Here is a 17,470-nt window from a genome sequence, read left to right as displayed (position 1 = left end):
TTCTCTTTTTGAGGGGCAAAGGTACGGAATAATTTTTACAATCCCCAGCTCTCCCTGTCCAGATTCCGGTAATTAATGGCTTCGGCAAGATGGCGTGTTTCTATCTTTTCAGAGGCATCAAGGTCGGCAATGGTACGGGCTACTTTCAGGATACGGTCGTAAGCACGGGCGGAAAGGCTCAGACGTTGCATGGCCGTTTTAAGAAGAGACAGGCAAGCGGCGTCGGGTACGGCATATTTATGCAGAAGTTGCGTGGTCATCTGTGCATTGCAATATACACCTTCGTTGTCGGCAAAACGTTTTTCCTGAATTGCACGGGCATTAACAACCCGTTCACGAACAGCAGCACTGGGTTCAGACGGACGTTGTTCGGATATCTTTTCAAAAGGAACAGGTACAATCTCCACCTGTATGTCGATACGGTCGAGCAACGGGCCGGATACACGGTTCATATATTTCTGCACTGCCCCCGGAGGGCAAAGGCAAGCCCTGTCCGGATGGTTGTAATAACCACAGGGACAAGGATTCATCGAGGCAACCAGCATAAAGCTGGCCGGATAATCGACCGAGAAACGGGCACGAGAAACAGTAATCTTTCGATCTTCCAACGGTTGTCGCATCACCTCCAAAACACTCCGGTTGAATTCCGGTAATTCATCGAGGAACAATACGCCGTTATGAGCCAGACTCACTTCACCTGGTTGAGGATAGGCACCGCCTCCCACCATTGCTACATTTGAAATGGTATGATGCGGCGAACGGAAGGGGCGTTGCACCATCAGGGAAGTCTCCATCCCTATCTTTCCGGCCACGGAATGTATCTTAGTAGTCTCCAACGATTCGTGTAAAGTGAATGGCGGAAGAATCGTGGACAGTCGTTTGGCCAACATTGATTTTCCGCTTCCCGGCGGACCAATCATAATCAGATTATGGCCTCCTGCCGCTGCGACTTCCAAAGCTCGTTTTACATTTTCCTGGCCGCGTACATCTGAAAAATCAAACTCGAATTGCTCCTGACGGGCATAAAACTCTTTCCTCGTATCAACAACAGTCTGTTCCAGTTCGCATTTTCCGCCCATAAATTCGATCACCTCTTTGATGTTATCGGCCCCATAGACCTCCAGGTTATTGACAACAGCGGCCTCACGGGCATTCTGCCTGGGCAGTATGAAACCCTTAAAGCCTTCCTCTCTCGCTTTGATAGCAATAGGGAGCACGCCTTTTACCGGTTGCAGGCTTCCGTCCAACGATAGTTCGCCCATCAGGATAAACTTATCCAGCCGCGAAGCATCCAATTCCTCGGCGGCTGCCAGTATCCCGACAGCCAGTGGCAGATCATAAGCAGAACCTTCCTTCCGAATATCGGCAGGTGCCATATTAATCACAATTCGATTACGGGGGAATTTATATCCACTCACCTGAAGCGCAGAAATGATACGTTCGTGGCTTTCACGCACAGCAACATCGGGAAGACCTACCAGAAAGAATTGGATTCCCTTTGTACAATTTACTTCAATGGTGACAATGGTTGCAGAGATGCCCTGCACCGCGGCGGCATAAGATTTTACTAACATAATTAATGATTTTGGTTGGAAGTTTATAATTCGTTATCTCATTTTTCTACCAGTTTTTCAAGTGTTTGTTCTATTTCTACACCGTTGTCCGTTTTCATGATGATCTTTCCTTCCTCATCGATCAGAAAACAGCGAGGAAGTGCATTCACATTATACAGATCAACCAGCATTGTTGCTTGTCCGGCAGAATCGGTTACCAAATTCCAGTTGATACTATCCTTTGCCAACAACTTGCGTACCTCCTGCGGGTCGTCATCGAGACTGATCAACAGCATATCGACTTTCTCTTTCGGGTACTTCATCGCAACCTTATCCAAAAACAGATCTTCTGTCTGGCACATATCGCACCAAGGAGCCGTAAAAGCAAGTAACAAATATCGCTGCGGGAACGAATCCAGACTCACAGTATGTCCATATACATTCTTTACATTAAAACCCGGAGCTTCCGCGCCCAAAGAAGTTCGCTGTGCTTTCATACTGTAATCCTGCATTTTACGAATCAGATAAAAATCTTTCAATTTCGGACTTAACACAGCCAGCAATTCATCCATTTTGCGGGTATCATCCGGATTCATAAAATAATATTGCAATAAAACAGCCGAAGCTTCTTCATCCGGATGTTCTTGTATATATTCCATCGCCCGTTCACTCAGGGTATGGTTTACATTCGTCAGACGGGAAGGAATATCAGTTTCTTCCGTTGTATTTGTATGACTGCTTTTATTCGTTAATATCTTGATCAGGTCTGCCTGCTCCTTCAGTAGGGGAGTAACACTTTTACGAAAAGAATTCAACTGGTCGTTGACACGTCCGCCTTTCACCTGAAGCAAAGCCGGATAAAGAGCATCGCCGGTTATGGTGACTTTCTCTCCTTTCATCAGGTAAGCCGTGGTCCAGCTTTTTTTATTATCGAAGAAAATCGTTACGGTATTGAAGTCTCCTTCGTTCCGTTTCAGGGAGAATTGTCCGGGTTTCTCGCAAGTGATGGTATCAACAACTTTATAATTGTCATTCTCAAAAACAGCATATAGCGTCTCATCTTCCAAATTAGACAACTTGCCTTCAATTCGGTAAGAGACGTCCTTGCCGCACGACGACAAAAACAATGCGACTCCTAAAATCAGTAATAAACGTTTTATCATTATACCTTAAACCCACACATTAACGGATAATACGCGGTAAAGATAACAATAGATTTTAAAACAAACTAACATTTATGATAAAATTAATGTAGATATACAAAAAAAAGCGCAGAACGGTATGTTCCACGCTTTTTGATGATATTATTCTTAACCTTTGGTAAGATTTACCTCCGGCGTTTGAATTACAATTTCGGACCGGCAGAAACCAAAGCCTTACCAGCTTCGTTACCTGTGAACTTAGCGAAGTTCTTCTGGAAGCGAGCAGCCAAATCTTTAGCTTTTTCATCCCACTGAGCAGCATCAGCGTAAGTGTCACGAGGATCAAGGATTTTCGGATCAACACCCGGAAGTTCTGTCGGAACAACGAAGTCGAAGTAAGGAATAACCTTAGTCGGAGCTTTGTCGATAGAGCCATCCAGGATAGCATCGATGATACCTCTTGTATCTTTGATAGAGATACGCTTACCGCTACCATTCCATCCAGTGTTAACCAGATAAGCCTTAGCACCAGTCATTTCCATTTTCTTAACCAGTTCTTCACCGTATTTAGTCGGGTGTAATGACAAGAATGCAGCACCGAAACAAGCAGAGAATGTAGGAGTCGGTTCAGTGATACCACGTTCTGTACCTGCCAATTTAGCTGTAAAACCAGAAAGGAAGTAGTACTGAGTTTGTTCCGGAGTCAGGATAGATACCGGAGGCAATACACCGAATGCATCAGCAGACAGGAAAATAACCTGTTTTGCGTGCGGACCTTTAGATACCGGCTTAACGATGTTTTCAATGTGATAGATAGGATAAGAAACGCGAGTATTTTCTGTTACGCTCTTATCTGCGAAGTCAATAGTACCGTCAGCAGCAACTGTTACGTTTTCCAACAGAGCATCGCGTTTGATAGCGTTGTAGATATCCGGTTCGCTTTCTTTGTCCAGGTTGATAACCTTAGCATAGCAACCACCTTCGTAGTTAAATACACCTTCGTTATCCCATCCGTGTTCGTCATCACCGATCAACAGACGTTTCGGGTCAGTTGACAAAGTAGTCTTACCTGTACCAGACAGACCGAAGAAGATAGCTGAACTAGTTCCTTCTTTATCCGTGTTAGCAGAGCAGTGCATAGAAGCGATACCACGAAGCGGGTTCATGTAGTTCATGATAGAGAACATACCTTTCTTCATTTCACCACCGTACCAAGTGTTCAGGATAACCTGTTCTTTAGTCTTCAAGTTGAAAACTGTAGCAGTTTCAGAGTTCAGACCCAGTTCTTTGAAGTTGTCAACTTTTGCTTTAGAAGCGTTGAAACATACGAAATCAGGTTCACCGTAGTTAGCCAGTTCTTCAGCTGTCGGACGGATGAACATGTTAGTTACGAAATGTGCCTGCCAAGCTACTTCCATGATGAAACGCACTTTCATACGAGTTGCTTCGTTTGCACCGCAGAATGTATCGACAACGAACAGACGTTTGCCTGACAATTGTTTTACAGCTTTAGCTTTCAGATCAGCCCATGCTTCTTCAGTACAAGGCTTGTTATCATTTTTATATTCTTCAGAAGTCCACCATACTGAGTCTTCGCTGGCTTCATTCTTTACAAAGAATTTATCCTTAGGTGAACGACCTGTGTAAACACCTGTCATTACGTTTACAGCACCCAGTTCTGTTACCTGACCTTTTTCAAAACCTTCCAAAGATGGTTTTGTTTCTTCTGCGAACAGAACATCATAAGACGGATTGTGTAAAATTTCTGTTACACCGGTAATTCCGTACTTGCTTAAATCTAAATTAGCCATTCTTGATAATAATTTAAATGATTGACTTTATATAACTTTTCTCTCTCGCGAAATTAAAATAACAGGGCTCCAATACCTACATCTAACTTGCTATTATCGCGCCTTGTTAAGACCGGTACAAAAGTAATACATTTTTTTATAGCTGGTACTCTATTAAGGAAATTTTTCAGTAATAATTGCTCTTTTCCATGCAATTAACAAATCGGATAATCAATTTGCAAACTGCACTTTACAATCTAGAACAAAAATGTCAAAATATGACTCTTGTAAAAAAAACATTTTTTTCAATGAGAGTGAGTAGATTTTTTTAATATTTGTGTTCTGTTACTGAAATAAGGAATCTAACCAGTAATATTTTTATGCAAAAAAACACAAAGATTACAGTAGATACAACCACAACAGAATATTCCGATCAAATGATCTGGGAACAATTCCTTCATGGAGATGACGAAGCTTATACATATATTTATAGACAATATTCTCAGGCATTGTATGCTTACGGTATGCACTTTACACCTGATAGCGGATTAGTAGAAGATTGTATACAAGAAGTATTTGTAAAAATATATCAGAATCGTAAACATCTTCAAACGACCGACAATATCAAACTATATCTTTTTATTGCACTGAAAAATAATTTGTTCAATGTATTCCGGAAGGATATAACCTACAGTCAAATAGATACAATCGAACCGGTCTTTGCTGCAGAATACACGATCGAAGATGAAATTATTAATAATGAAAAGAAGCAATTCCTGAATGAAAAGATGGTCCGCATGCTCGAAATCCTTTCTCCACGACAAAGAGAGGTCATCTATTACCGCTTTGTCGAAGGACTGTCGTATGAAGACATCTGTCAAATCATGAACATGAACTACCAGTCTACTCAAAACCTAATTCAAAGGTCTTTAAAAAAACTGCGTAGCACCTTCTCTAAAGTAGAATTGCAATTCGTATTATTACTGTTAGTCAATATTAGATTGGGTTGCTCATAAAGTAAACATAACTTCTCAAGTCTATTTACTTTATAAGCAACTACTCTAACTTCAAATTTTTCCTGAAGTTCGCTGTTCACGGGAGTTACCCGGATAAATTTTCAGAAGAAATACTCCATGAAGGTTCACAACGGTTTTGCATAAATTTACGGTATTACAACTCCTGTATTTCCTCCTCCTCTCAGAGTCAAGTCGACCGGCTTATTAGTTATCCATGCACCACAAGTAAAGTCAGGGACATCGATCGAGTTCGAACGATTAGCAACCGACCAGTAACTCAGTGGAGTAATACTACACCATGTTGCAGCATCATACACATCCATATCTAGTGGTAAACCGTTACGCAAACAATCGATCATACGCCAATCCATAATGAAGTCCATACCGCCATGGCCACCGATTACTTTTGCAACATCCGCAATATGTTTTACCATTTCCGGAGTATACTGTACTTCCAATTCACGCATCTTTTCTTCACTGACAAAGTTATCGCCAAAAGCAATCTTTCCCGGCTCGGGAAACTTACGGCAAGAACCTTTAGTACCGGTCAAAACATGTAAACGATCGTAAGGATGTGGAGTACTCACATCATGTTGTATCATAATCGTTTTACCTTTTGCTGTACGAACCGTCGATGTATTCATATTTCCACGGTACTTCATCGCAGCCATCGGTTTATAATAATCGTTCTGAACTGCCAGTTCTTTTGCTTTAGCTTCCATCAAAAAATCATCGGTAGACATAGATGTCATATATTCCATCTTATCCCCTCTGTTGATGTTCATAGCCCAACATACCGGTCCCAAACCATGGGTGGGATAAGGGTTTCCGCTTTTATGGTTTTCATCCCACCGCCAGGTCGGCCATTGCGGTTCACCGAACATACCGCTCAACAGTTCATGGATATAAGCACCCTCACCGTGAATTACTTCACCGAACAAACCTTTCTGTACCATGTTCACTGTCAGGATCTCAAAGAAATCGTAACAGCAATTTTCCAACTGCATGCAATGTTTCTTTGTTCGCTCCGAAGTCTCTACCAGTTGCCAGCAATCTTCCAGTGTTCCAGCTGCCGGAACTTCCACTGCCACATGCTTTCCGCATTCCATGGCATAGACAGCGATCGGTGTATGCCATTTCCAGGGAGTGGCTATATAAACCAAATCGATATCATCCTGTTCACACAATTGTTTCCAGCTGTAATCATCTCCGAAATATTCTTTTGCAGGACGGCGGTTAAAGCGCTGAAGTGTTTCCTGATTTCTTTTTACAGCACCTTCATTCAGATCACATAAAGCCGTTACTTCAACATCTTTCACATTCATCATACGTGTCACGGCCCAACTGCCACGACTACCAATCCCTACATAACCAATCCGGACAGTAGGAATCGCCGGAGCTGCATATCCGCACATATTAAATAACTGCTTCCTACTTTTACCTTTCTCTACAGCTTTACTCACTGTTTCTTCTGCTTCTTTTACGGAAGTACAGGCAGTTCCAGCCACACCTGTTAACAAGGCACCAAACCCTAAGGTGGAACCTTTTATAAAATCACGACGTTGCATATTAATCTTAGTTTGTTTTATTTCTCTTCTCCAATTCTCTAATATGTTCAATTATTTTTTTAAAAGCCAAAGCAGCTCCACTTTCCAAATCGGTCGGTTGTCCATAATAAGTTTTAATAAAACGATATGCAGGTTCCCAGGCTGTTCCGCAAAATCCTCTCAAACGAGAAGAGAGAACACATGAATAATCTTGCCTTTTTCCATTTTGTCGGACCATATTCAACATATCCATTTGAGCTATACCCACATCCGCTTTAACACACGTACAAACTATCACATTAAATCCTTTTATCGCAAAATATTCGGGCGTTGGAGGAGCATCCTCGTATTTCCAGTCACAAATAACAATATCTTTTGGTATCATATCAATAGCTCGATGCGTTTCATTCATACAAGCTTGCCAAGCCCCTAATCCTGTAGTGTATCCATCTATCAACCGGTCACTCCACATCCACATTTCACAATTTTTCTTCTTAAGATGCATATGTAAAGCCTTTATATGATTAGCGAAAACAACCGCCGGATCTGCACCGAAACAACGTGAACAGCTCTCATGTGCTACTATCCAAGCTTCATCTAAACCTACATGAAACGCATCTGCCTGACATACATTAATTAATTCGTCTATAAGAGGAAATATTACTTTATATAAATCCGGATGTTGAGGACAAAGACATTTACTATAAAAGCCTCCTCGCGCACTCGGCTCTATCCATGGACTAGGAGGATCAAATCCCGGGGATTCATCGAATTCCGGATAATGAATTAATAATTTTCCTATTTGTGTCTGCTCCGATTGATGGGCTAACAAATTTATTTTAGGTATTAATCTTACTCCCGCATCCAAACATGCTTGGGTTATCTGTTGAACCTCTTCCTTAGATAAAGCATACATATCAATCAATTCCGGATGACTTTCAAATTTATATCCGTAATTAAAACGAAGTATTAAAGTATTTATCCCTTCTCTAGGCAAAGCGTCTTTAACAAAATGACAAAACTCATCTATACCACCGGGGCGCGGAGGAGCTAAAAAAAGAGCTTTAACCGGAATTTTATCCCAATCTTCTGTTACTTTTTGGGATGATAATCCCTGGCAACCCAGAATCAATACCATGACCAGTGTTGCTATCCTTATTACATACCGATGTTCCATGATAATCTTTTTAAGAAACCGGGGATATAGAAACATATCCCCAAGCCACTATATTCATTATAAATCAATCAATACCTTTCACCAAGATTTCAGCAATACTGGCGTGAGGAGGATTGTTGCTTTCATGTACGATACATTTTATATACCGCGCTTTTTTAGGAACAATCGTTTTTTCCATTGAAGATACATAATTATCGGCATTTCCAAAATCCATATCACACACCTGTTCGAATGTCTCTCCATCTGTACTTAACTCGAATGTCACATACTTAGTATTCGAATTGTTCTTACGCCTGATCAATTCAATAGCCATCACATCCCGCTCTTTTTTCATATCGATTACCAAATAATGTGGTAAACTTGCATCTGGCTCCCACATGCTATGCCAATAAGTATCCAAATTCCCGTCCAATACAGTATTCACGCCACCGCCATCATCATCTCTTACACTAGACCAATCAATTACTTCCCAGGTAGCACGATCAAATGTTATCGGCTGGAAAGAGACTGGTAAAATCAAAGTTGCTTTATCCGGATTTATTCCATGCATAGAAACGGATTCAATTCGTACAGGAATAGCATATTCTCCAAATTTATAAGAACCATCTGTTCCTTGCAGCTTATTCTTGTGAAGGACATACTCAAAATCTTTTTCATTTGCTTTTGCCGGAATTTTCCACGTATCTTCTACCAAAGTATAAGCATCAGCCGGTAATAATTCAACAGGTTTCATATCTTTTGATACCCTATCTTCATTATAAGGGATCAAAGCATCCGGATCAATACCCAATATATATGTCAGATCCCATTTATTATTATAATTCGTTTGTATATTAGCGATAAACTTTTCTTCATTAGAAGATGTAGGATCAATTGTTGCCACATTCAATGACGAAGAGTTCGCAAATTCAATATAAGGCATTTTCACAGAAGGAGCTATAATCGTATACATTCGATCCTGATCAGACGAAATTGCATTTAAAGGGATGATGCGGCAAGGCAATACAAATTCAATATTCCCATCATCCTGCAATTCTAGAATCTTCTTTGAATCGAAAACGAATTCAAAAGCTTTAGATGATTCCTTTTCTGAAATTACAAGTTTAGAATTTTTCAGAGTATAACAATTTTCCGGTAAGACCTTATAGGTTGTTCCTTGCTTTATATTATAGGTATCCAGTACTTCCTGATCAACAACTAATTCCAACTCGGCATTTTGTTGACCTACTCCACTTTTTATAACACATAAATCATAATCAAAATTTCCCCATTGGAAAACGTTGATTTGATTATAATCCGGCTTCAACAAATAAACTGTATCATCCACCATATTATGAGACCTATAGTCCTCACAGGCAATTATGCCCACAAACAGGAATGAAAAGACAATGAATTGTGATATATATTTTCTTAGTTTCATTTTATATGATTCTTTAAATTTGTATTACCAACCATAATTCTGAGTCATATTAACCATCTCTTTCCTTTGATTATCATGAATTGGTTGAAAATAATGCTTATTTTCGAAAACCATTTCATAATTAAAAATTTGATCTGTACGTGTCCATGACCCTTCATAAGTTTTAGACAATACATTGCGTGTATAATATGGACCGTTAAACTCTTTCGGAGCAATCATCCATGTACGAATATCATGGAAACGATGCCCTTCAAAAGCCAGCTCAACCATGCGTTCTTTCAGAATTAATTCTCTAAGTAACAATTTGTTTCCCTTGACTTCCGGATAAGCAACTTCAAGATTATTCAATCCAACTCTGTTTCTCACTTTATTAATATATCTCAAAGCCTCCGCCTCGTCCCTAGAAGTTTTTTCATTACATGCTTCAGCATAATTTAAATAAATCTCGGCTAAACGGTACGTTGGAAAACAAAATTCCCCCCACCTGTTTTCTTCTATATTATTTTCCGGATTATTCATTCTTCTCCACAAATACCCAACTTTCACCACATCGCCTGAAGATTGATAAGAAGAGGTTCCTCCATCATAAAACGTAACCAATTTTTGTCCTTTAAATGTATTAATCCAATACATACCATTGGCCAAAACAGAGGCATAAAAACGAGCATCGCGTCCTACACAACTATTATGAGCATTAATCGTTACGAATGTATCCAAAGGATGTCTATATGGAGAAGTAAAACCGGTCTCCTGATATCCTGACTTCGGATCAATAATTGGATTACCGTTAGCTTCGTAACCTGTAACAGGATAACGACCGGACTCTGCCATCGGATAAGTATCAACCAATTTTAAAGAAGGGCAAAAACCCCCATAACCTTCCTTAACAACACGAGGAGGAGCACATCTTACCTGCCAATCCCACGCACTAGACCAACGTCCCCAAATAACCTCTGAATTCCAGTTTTTAAACATTACTCCCATATAAGATTTGATATATTTGCGAAATTGATCATTCTCTTCCGTGTCTTCATATAAAGCATACAAATTCAAATCAATTACATCCTTTGCTGCTTTTGCTGCAACATCCCATTTTGCAGGATCTTCTGATTGAGGAAATAAAAAATCTCCATACATATTTTTCATACCCTTATACAATTCGCAACCATTAAATAACGGACGAGCCATGTACAATGTCAACCGGGATTTCGCGGCCATCGCAGCTCCTTTTGTTATACGCCCTTTCCACTGAGGCGATTCAATTTCAAGTGGTAATACAGCTATTGCTTTTTCCCATTCGGATAAAATAAATTCCACATTCTGATCTAACGAATGCCTATCAATTGTTTCTGGCTTGATTGCCTGATCAGGATCCTGATCACCCCAAATAAAAACCGGACCGTATCTTCGTAAAAGTAATGAATACATATAAGCTCTGATAAAACGAGCCTCTGCATGCATTATATCTTTTTGTTCCGTTGAAAGTTCTGTACAACGATGCACATTATTCATGAAAATAGTAGCTTGTGCTATTCCTTTATAATAATCCGCCCAAACTTGATACGCCCAATAATCCGTTCCGTAAGTACCATTATTCATTGGCGTATAATCCAAATTTGGCCAGGAAAAAGTAGCTTCATCACTACGCGGTATACCACTACCTTCATTTCCCAATGGGTATCCTTCATCCGGAAGAAAACCATAAACTTGTGCCAGATAAGCTTCCGTAGTACTACGTTTATCAAAAACCTCATCTATTGAAATCTGATTGTTAAGCTCTACCTCCATATATTTTTCACAAGAAGGAAAAAATGGAGCCAATAACAATAACAAATATAATTTTAATCGCTTCATCAAACCTATATATTTAAAGATTAACATTCAAACCAAAGTTCACAACTGTCATATTTGGATACGCCATTCCTGAATTAGTATCCAGTTCCGGGTCCCACATTTTAAACTTACTAAGAGTCAACAAATTAAGACCTTGTATATACAAGCGCATTGTTGAAAGACCGATCTTCTTTGTTAAATTTTTAGGAATCGTATAGCCGAATTCAGCGTTTTTCAATCGTAAAAAGCTCATATCTCGTTGAAAAAATGTTGACGGTTGAGTATTATTTTGACTTGGGGCCATATACATTCTCGGATATTTTGCATTAGGATCCGGATTATCCGGCCTCCATCTATTTTCTGCAACCTCAGCAAAAAAACCACCTAAAGCCTCTATATTACCTCCAACTCCCCAAATAGCACCACCTTGTATAATACGAGTGACATTTCCTACTCCTGAAAAGAAGAATGATAAATCAAAACCACGCCATCCCATACTGAGACCAAAACCATAATTAATTTCAGGGATATGTGTTCTACCTATAGCAATTTCATCATTCGTATCAATAATTCCATCACCATTTATATCTTTATATTTAATATCACCCGGTTTCGCTCCTCCAAACTGTCTGGGACTGTTATTCACCTCTTCCTCTGATTCAAATAATCCCATAGCAACCAATCCGCGCTGTTGATATAAAGGAACCCCAACATCTTCACGATAAGCCCACACTGGAGTAGGTTTATCATCATATAATTTTTTATTACGATTAAACGTAAAATTAGCACGTCCCTGAATCATAAAATCATTAATATTCTGAGTATACTCTAAAGATGCATCAACTCCTCCATTTTGCATTTTTCCTAAATTGATCCATTGACGAATATTATTTCCAACAACAGAAGGAACACTTTCTTGTTCTATATAAATGCCTTCTCTTTTCTCATGAAAAAAGTCAATTTGGGCTTTTAACTTATTAAAAAATCCCATCTCCAGACCTACATTCAATTTTTTTGCAGTTTCCCATGAAATACTAGGATTTCCAATCCGACCCGTAGCAATACCGCTAATCCAATTCTCTTTCATTTCTCCAAACTGATATCCTCCTGTCCAACTCATTTCAGAATTAAACGCAAAACGTTGTCCTCCAATTTCGTCACTACCAATCAACCCATAAGATCCTTTTATTTTCAACAGGTCAACAACAGAATTCAATCCCGAAAAATAATTTTCATTACTAATCAAATATCCTGCAGCGATAGAAGGGAAAAAACCAAATTTATGTCCCGGAGAAAAGTTCTCTGAACCATTATAACCAAAATTTCCTTCAATGAAATAGGTATCTCTGAACGAATATGTAGCACGTGCTGCAATACCCTGATTTTTATGGGCAAACGCAGCGATATAACTTCCTGGAACATTATCATTATATTCCCTCATATTATAAAGAAATAATCCGCCTACACGATGTACATCATTAAAAACACGATCATAAGTAAGAGATGCTTCTAAGGCCCAAGATCTATTTCCGGAATAGCCTTTATTTGTCAAATCAATATAATCACTACCATCTGAATTCTTGTGAAAAATCAAATTACCCTCCTCATCACGTCCTGTTGCGTAAAAGGTTGCTGGTGATTTTTTTCTATCCAATGTTGCCCCATTATATGCATCCCAAGCAAATTTCACATTTGCCTTCAGCCCCTTTGTTATCAACTCTGAAAAATCCTGAGTTAATCCAATCAATGACTGTGTATTGTTCCAAAAATCGGTTGAGTATCCCGAATTATTCAACATATTATAAGGATTGTTACTTGCCGGATAACAAGATATTGTTCCGTCAGAATACACCGTAGGCATAGTTATTGGAGGAACATCTATACATCTTATCCAGAAATCTCCCAATCCTGTTCCCGGTCTATTCTTTGTTTCATATTGATTAGACAAATTCAAATTCAACACAGTCGAAGAAGATAAATCTACATCTAAATTCGACCGAAAGCTAAATTTGTTATAACGGAGAGATGCATCATATTGAGAATTTTTCTGTACATTAAAAATACCGCCTTCCGAATAATAAGAACCTGATATGTAATAACGAATTCTCTTTCCCCCACCAGATATATTTAAATTTACGCGCTGTGAATTAGACATGTTTTTAAATATCTCCTTCATCCAATTCACATTCGGATATAAATCAGGATCCGTTCCATTCAAGAACATTTCTTTTTGTTGCGGAGTATAAGCCGGACGACCATACGCATCCAAAGAAATATCATTATAATAATCAATCCACTGTCCCGCATCGGCAGTTTTAGGCATAACTGTCGGAGTAGACAAACCATATTCTACATTTGCTCTGATAGAAGGCTTTCCTTCTTTTCCCCTTTTCGTTGTAATCAATACAATGCCATTTGCACCACGCACGCCATATACCGCAGTAGCTGTCGCATCTTTCAAAATCGACAAAGATTCAATATCTTCAGCATCTACTAAATCCAAAGAACGCTCTATACCATCTACTAAAACCAGAGGTCTGTCATTTGCACCAAACGTACTAATACCACGAATCCAAAAATTAGCACCAGCCCCTGGTTCACCGGAAGTTTGTGTAACAACAAGGCCTGCCAATTGACCAGCCAAACTAGTAGAAATCTTCCCTACCGGCATTTTTATATTATCCGTCGAAAGTGTTGTAATTGCACCAATGACACTCTCCTTTTTTTGTTTACCAAAAGCGACGATTGTAACCTCCTCCAGTTCATCTGCTTTCGGTTTCATCTTAACAACGATATCGTTTTGGTTACCTACCACTATTTCTTGATCTTCCATTCCAAGGAATGAAATAATCAATCGATCCGATTTACTTACTTCCAGTTCAAAAGACCCATCCAAATCAGTTGTTACCCCACGAGTACTACCCTTAACCTGAATGGCAGCTCCAGGTAACGGTTCACCGAACTCATCTAAGACCTTGCCTCTGAAAGTATTTCTATTCTGATTTTTTACTGGTAAGGGACCAACCAAACTATCGGAATTTTTCTTAGAAATAAAGATCTGACGATCTTTTATTACAAAAGTGTTATTCGTACCAGCAAACAACTGTTTTAATACAACATCCACTGTTTGGTTGGATACATCTACTTTTACTTTTCGATTAACATCCAATACCCCGTCATAATAAAAGAAAACATACTCACTCTGTTTCTCTATTTCAGAAAAAACTTCTGTCACTGTCTTATTGTTTACTTTCAAAGACAGCATTGTTGACTGCGAATATGTATTGTTAGCCAAACTTACATTTATCCCTATAATGAGGAACACTGTAGCCAATTTCATAATTCGATATTTAATACTCCAAAAATTGGAGAATTGCTTATTTACCATATCTTTGTAATGATTTTAATGGTTAATTTTTAACTCGTTAATCTAGAAATCTTGCCGGATAACATGGCAGTGTTATCCGGCTTCTTTGTAAGTACGTACTTACACGTTAATTTTTATAATCTATTCATCACACATTCTTCATAGGCATCGCTGATTTAAGTTGTTAACACTATTCTATCAAAATGCAAGATAACCACAAACACAACCTCTATTCACCTTTTTTGACTAATACATATTCTTCATCTATTTTTTTACATACAACCGGAGCTGTCTTTGTCAATCCGTCTAACACAACATCCAAATCTTCCTGCATATCCAGCTTTCCCGAACATTTCAATGTAGCTACATCCGGTTGATAACTAATCTTTTTTCCATAATATCGAGATAAACGGTCTAAAATGACAGACAGGCTTTCGCTTCTATAAGTATAAAGCCCATCTTTCCATAAAATATAATCTTCGACATTTACTTGTTTCACTTCACCTCGGCCTCCAGAGAAAGACAACATATCACTCGGTTTTAAACGAAAATCTCCTTCATTCTTTATATTAACCTGCACCGATCCTGTCACCAGAACAACAGCAGTCGACAGATCTTTTTCATAAGCCATTACATTAAAAGAGGTACCTAATACTTGAACACTCATATTATTGGTTTTCACAATAAAGGGTTTATTTTTATCCGGAGTCACCTCCAAAAAGACTTCACCATTCACATAAATTTCTCTTTTCTTTTTCGCAAATGTAACCGGATACACAACACGACTTCCGGCATTCACCCAAACCTTTGTTCCATCTTCAAATACCAATGTCGAACGTTTCCCATTCGGAACGATCAACTGATTAAATTCTTCCGACCGTTTGTCTGACTTATCAATAACTTCCGCTATTTTTTCCGAATTAACAACAACTGTACCTTTTTTATCATGTTCGATTTTGGAATCTTGTCCACTGATGGGGATTTGCTTATCGGGCATTACCAATTGTATTTCATCTGTTTCGGGAATAACTGGCATTATCTGTGCGATCGATTCTACATCCAGGACATTTTCTGTATTAATATATATATATGAAATTGAGAATATAACCAAAACTGCAATACAAGCAACAGAATACATAAATGCATGGAATCGACGATTACGAATCAATTCCTGCTTTTTATTCAACTGCATAATATTTTCCCATAGCTGTCCCTGTCTTTCTTCGCTCATCTGTGACTTTTTCACTCTTACCGAATTAAGGAAAAATACCGCCAATTGGTATTCATGTTCATCCAATCCGGAAGCAATCTGCTTTTTCCAAAAGTGAATCGTTTCCAAAGAGGGAGAAAGATTAGACTGGACGAAAAAGTCATCCTCTAATAGCTCCTCTGATCTATATTTTGTATAATCTTTATTCATTCTATGTTTACTGCTTTTTTATCAGAACACAGAAATCTTTATTTTATACTCACTTTTATCCTAAAAAATTATTTCATTCATAACGGAACCATGCAATACTCTATAAATCAATACATATATTGATTAAATTAAGATATACAAAAAGGGATGACCATATGATCACCCCCCCTATTCCAGTTATTATAATAAAATCTTATTTCACTTCCCAAACTTCACCCTTCATTAAGAAGTCTTTCAGTTTACGGGTAGGATTCTTTGCCTGTACCTCTTCGATCTGTTGATGAACGGCTTCATCATATACCGGAGCATCCACATCGCGGATAATACCCAAGGCAATAGGCATATCATCTTTCATCATAGCCAGCATCATATGAAGTGTCGTATCTTTTTCATGGGCATCATGAACCAGCACATCATCCATTGTGTAGCCACCTTCACCGATCGTAACGGCTTTCAGTTTAAGACCATCCAACACAAGACCTTTGTTACCTTCTTTTCCGAAAATCATCTTTTCGCCGTGGCGAAGGAAGATGGTACGGTCTGCACGATATTCCTTATCAACGATACTCTTATGAATGCCGTCATTGAAAATTACACAGTTTACCAGCACTTCCGTGACAGAAGCACCTTTATGGCGTGCAGAAGCAGCCAATACTTCAGTTGTATTCTTCAAATCCACATCGATCACCCGGGCAAAGAAGTTTCCGCGTGCTCCCAAAGCCAGTTCAGCCGGGATAAACGGGTCTTCCACTGTTCCGTAAGGAGAACTTTTAGAAACGAAGCCACGTTCGGAAGTCGGAGAGTATTGTCCTTTGGTCAGACCATAAATTTTATTGTTGAAAAGAACTATGTTCAGGTCGACATTACGACGTACGGCATGGATAAAATGGTTACCACCGATAGCCAGACAGTCGCCGTCGCCGGTGATCAGCCAGACACTCAGGTCGGGACGGGCAGTCTTCACACCTGTTGCTATTGCAGCACCACGTCCGTGGATGGTATGGAAACCGTATGTATTCATATAATAAGGTAAGCGGGAAGAACACCCGATACCCGAGATAACGGCCATATTATGAGGAGCCACTCCTACTTCCGCCATCGCTTTGTGTAAGCAGTTCAATACGGCATGGTCTCCACAACCCGGACACCAACGTACATACTGGTCGCTTTTATAATCTTTCGGTTCGAATTTTATATCTGTCATT

Annotated in this window: 11 protein-coding genes; 1 reads left to right on the top strand and 10 read right to left on the bottom strand. The window is 39.2% G+C overall.

The window, feature by feature from the left end; all coding sequences use genetic code 11:
* Positions 1-35: 35 nt before the first annotated feature.
* The 3 genes from DWW91_RS01835 to pckA form a co-directional block, all read right to left on the bottom strand.
* Positions 36-1,574: a YifB family Mg chelatase-like AAA ATPase gene (locus tag DWW91_RS01835; RefSeq protein ID WP_122326762.1), complete on the bottom strand. Its 1,539-nt coding sequence runs from the start codon at positions 1,572-1,574 to the stop codon at positions 36-38.
* Positions 1,575-1,612: 38 nt separating this feature from the next.
* Positions 1,613-2,716 (bottom strand): TlpA disulfide reductase family protein, encoded by a 1,104-nt coding sequence (locus DWW91_RS01830; protein WP_122326761.1) that lies wholly within the window; start codon positions 2,714-2,716, stop codon positions 1,613-1,615.
* A 182-nt stretch (positions 2,717-2,898) separates the two neighbouring features.
* Positions 2,899-4,506, bottom strand: coding sequence for a phosphoenolpyruvate carboxykinase (ATP) (pckA, locus tag DWW91_RS01825; protein ID WP_009860706.1), 1,608 nt, complete (start codon positions 4,504-4,506; stop codon positions 2,899-2,901).
* A gap of 359 nt (positions 4,507-4,865) precedes the next feature.
* Here pckA and DWW91_RS01820 point away from each other — a divergent pair, with 359 nt between their 5' ends.
* Positions 4,866-5,501 (top strand): RNA polymerase sigma factor, encoded by a 636-nt coding sequence (locus tag DWW91_RS01820; protein ID WP_122326760.1) that lies wholly within the window; start codon positions 4,866-4,868, stop codon positions 5,499-5,501.
* Positions 5,502-5,647: 146 nt separating this feature from the next.
* Here the strand turns inward: DWW91_RS01820 and DWW91_RS01815 are convergent, their stop codons facing one another.
* The 7 genes from DWW91_RS01815 to DWW91_RS01785 form a co-directional block, all read right to left on the bottom strand.
* The gene (locus DWW91_RS01815; RefSeq protein WP_233584379.1) at positions 5,648-7,069 is read right to left on the bottom strand and encodes a Gfo/Idh/MocA family protein; all 1,422 of its coding nucleotides are present in this window, start codon (positions 7,067-7,069) and stop codon (positions 5,648-5,650) included.
* Positions 7,070-7,076: 7 nt separating this feature from the next.
* The gene (locus tag DWW91_RS01810) at positions 7,077-8,225 is read right to left on the bottom strand and encodes a family 20 glycosylhydrolase (RefSeq protein WP_158599426.1); all 1,149 of its coding nucleotides are present in this window, start codon (positions 8,223-8,225) and stop codon (positions 7,077-7,079) included.
* A 64-nt stretch (positions 8,226-8,289) separates the two neighbouring features.
* The gene (locus DWW91_RS01805; protein WP_122326758.1) at positions 8,290-9,645 is read right to left on the bottom strand and encodes a BT_3987 domain-containing protein; all 1,356 of its coding nucleotides are present in this window, start codon (positions 9,643-9,645) and stop codon (positions 8,290-8,292) included.
* 24 nt (positions 9,646-9,669) lie between these two features.
* Entirely contained in the window at positions 9,670-11,499 is a 1,830-nt protein-coding gene (locus DWW91_RS01800) for a RagB/SusD family nutrient uptake outer membrane protein (RefSeq protein ID WP_122326844.1), read from the bottom strand.
* Positions 11,500-11,512: 13 nt separating this feature from the next.
* Positions 11,513-14,866 carry a TonB-dependent receptor gene (locus tag DWW91_RS01795; RefSeq protein WP_122326757.1) on the bottom strand — a complete coding sequence of 1,118 codons (3,354 nt, stop codon included), beginning with the start codon at positions 14,864-14,866 and terminating at the stop codon, positions 11,513-11,515.
* A 208-nt stretch (positions 14,867-15,074) separates the two neighbouring features.
* A complete protein-coding gene (locus tag DWW91_RS01790; protein WP_122326756.1) occupies positions 15,075-16,265 on the bottom strand; it encodes a FecR family protein in 1,191 nt (396 codons plus the stop codon).
* Positions 16,266-16,458: 193 nt separating this feature from the next.
* Complete coding sequence (locus tag DWW91_RS01785; protein ID WP_122326755.1) at positions 16,459-17,469, bottom strand: 2-oxoacid:ferredoxin oxidoreductase subunit beta; 1,011 nt, start codon at positions 17,467-17,469, stop codon at positions 16,459-16,461.
* Position 17,470: the final 1 nt, after the last annotated feature.

Source organism: Parabacteroides sp. AF17-3 (assembly GCF_003635445.1).
In the GTDB taxonomy this organism is placed as follows: domain Bacteria; phylum Bacteroidota; class Bacteroidia; order Bacteroidales; family Tannerellaceae; genus Parabacteroides; species Parabacteroides goldsteinii.
This window is presented reverse-complemented; position numbering and strand designations above follow the sequence as displayed.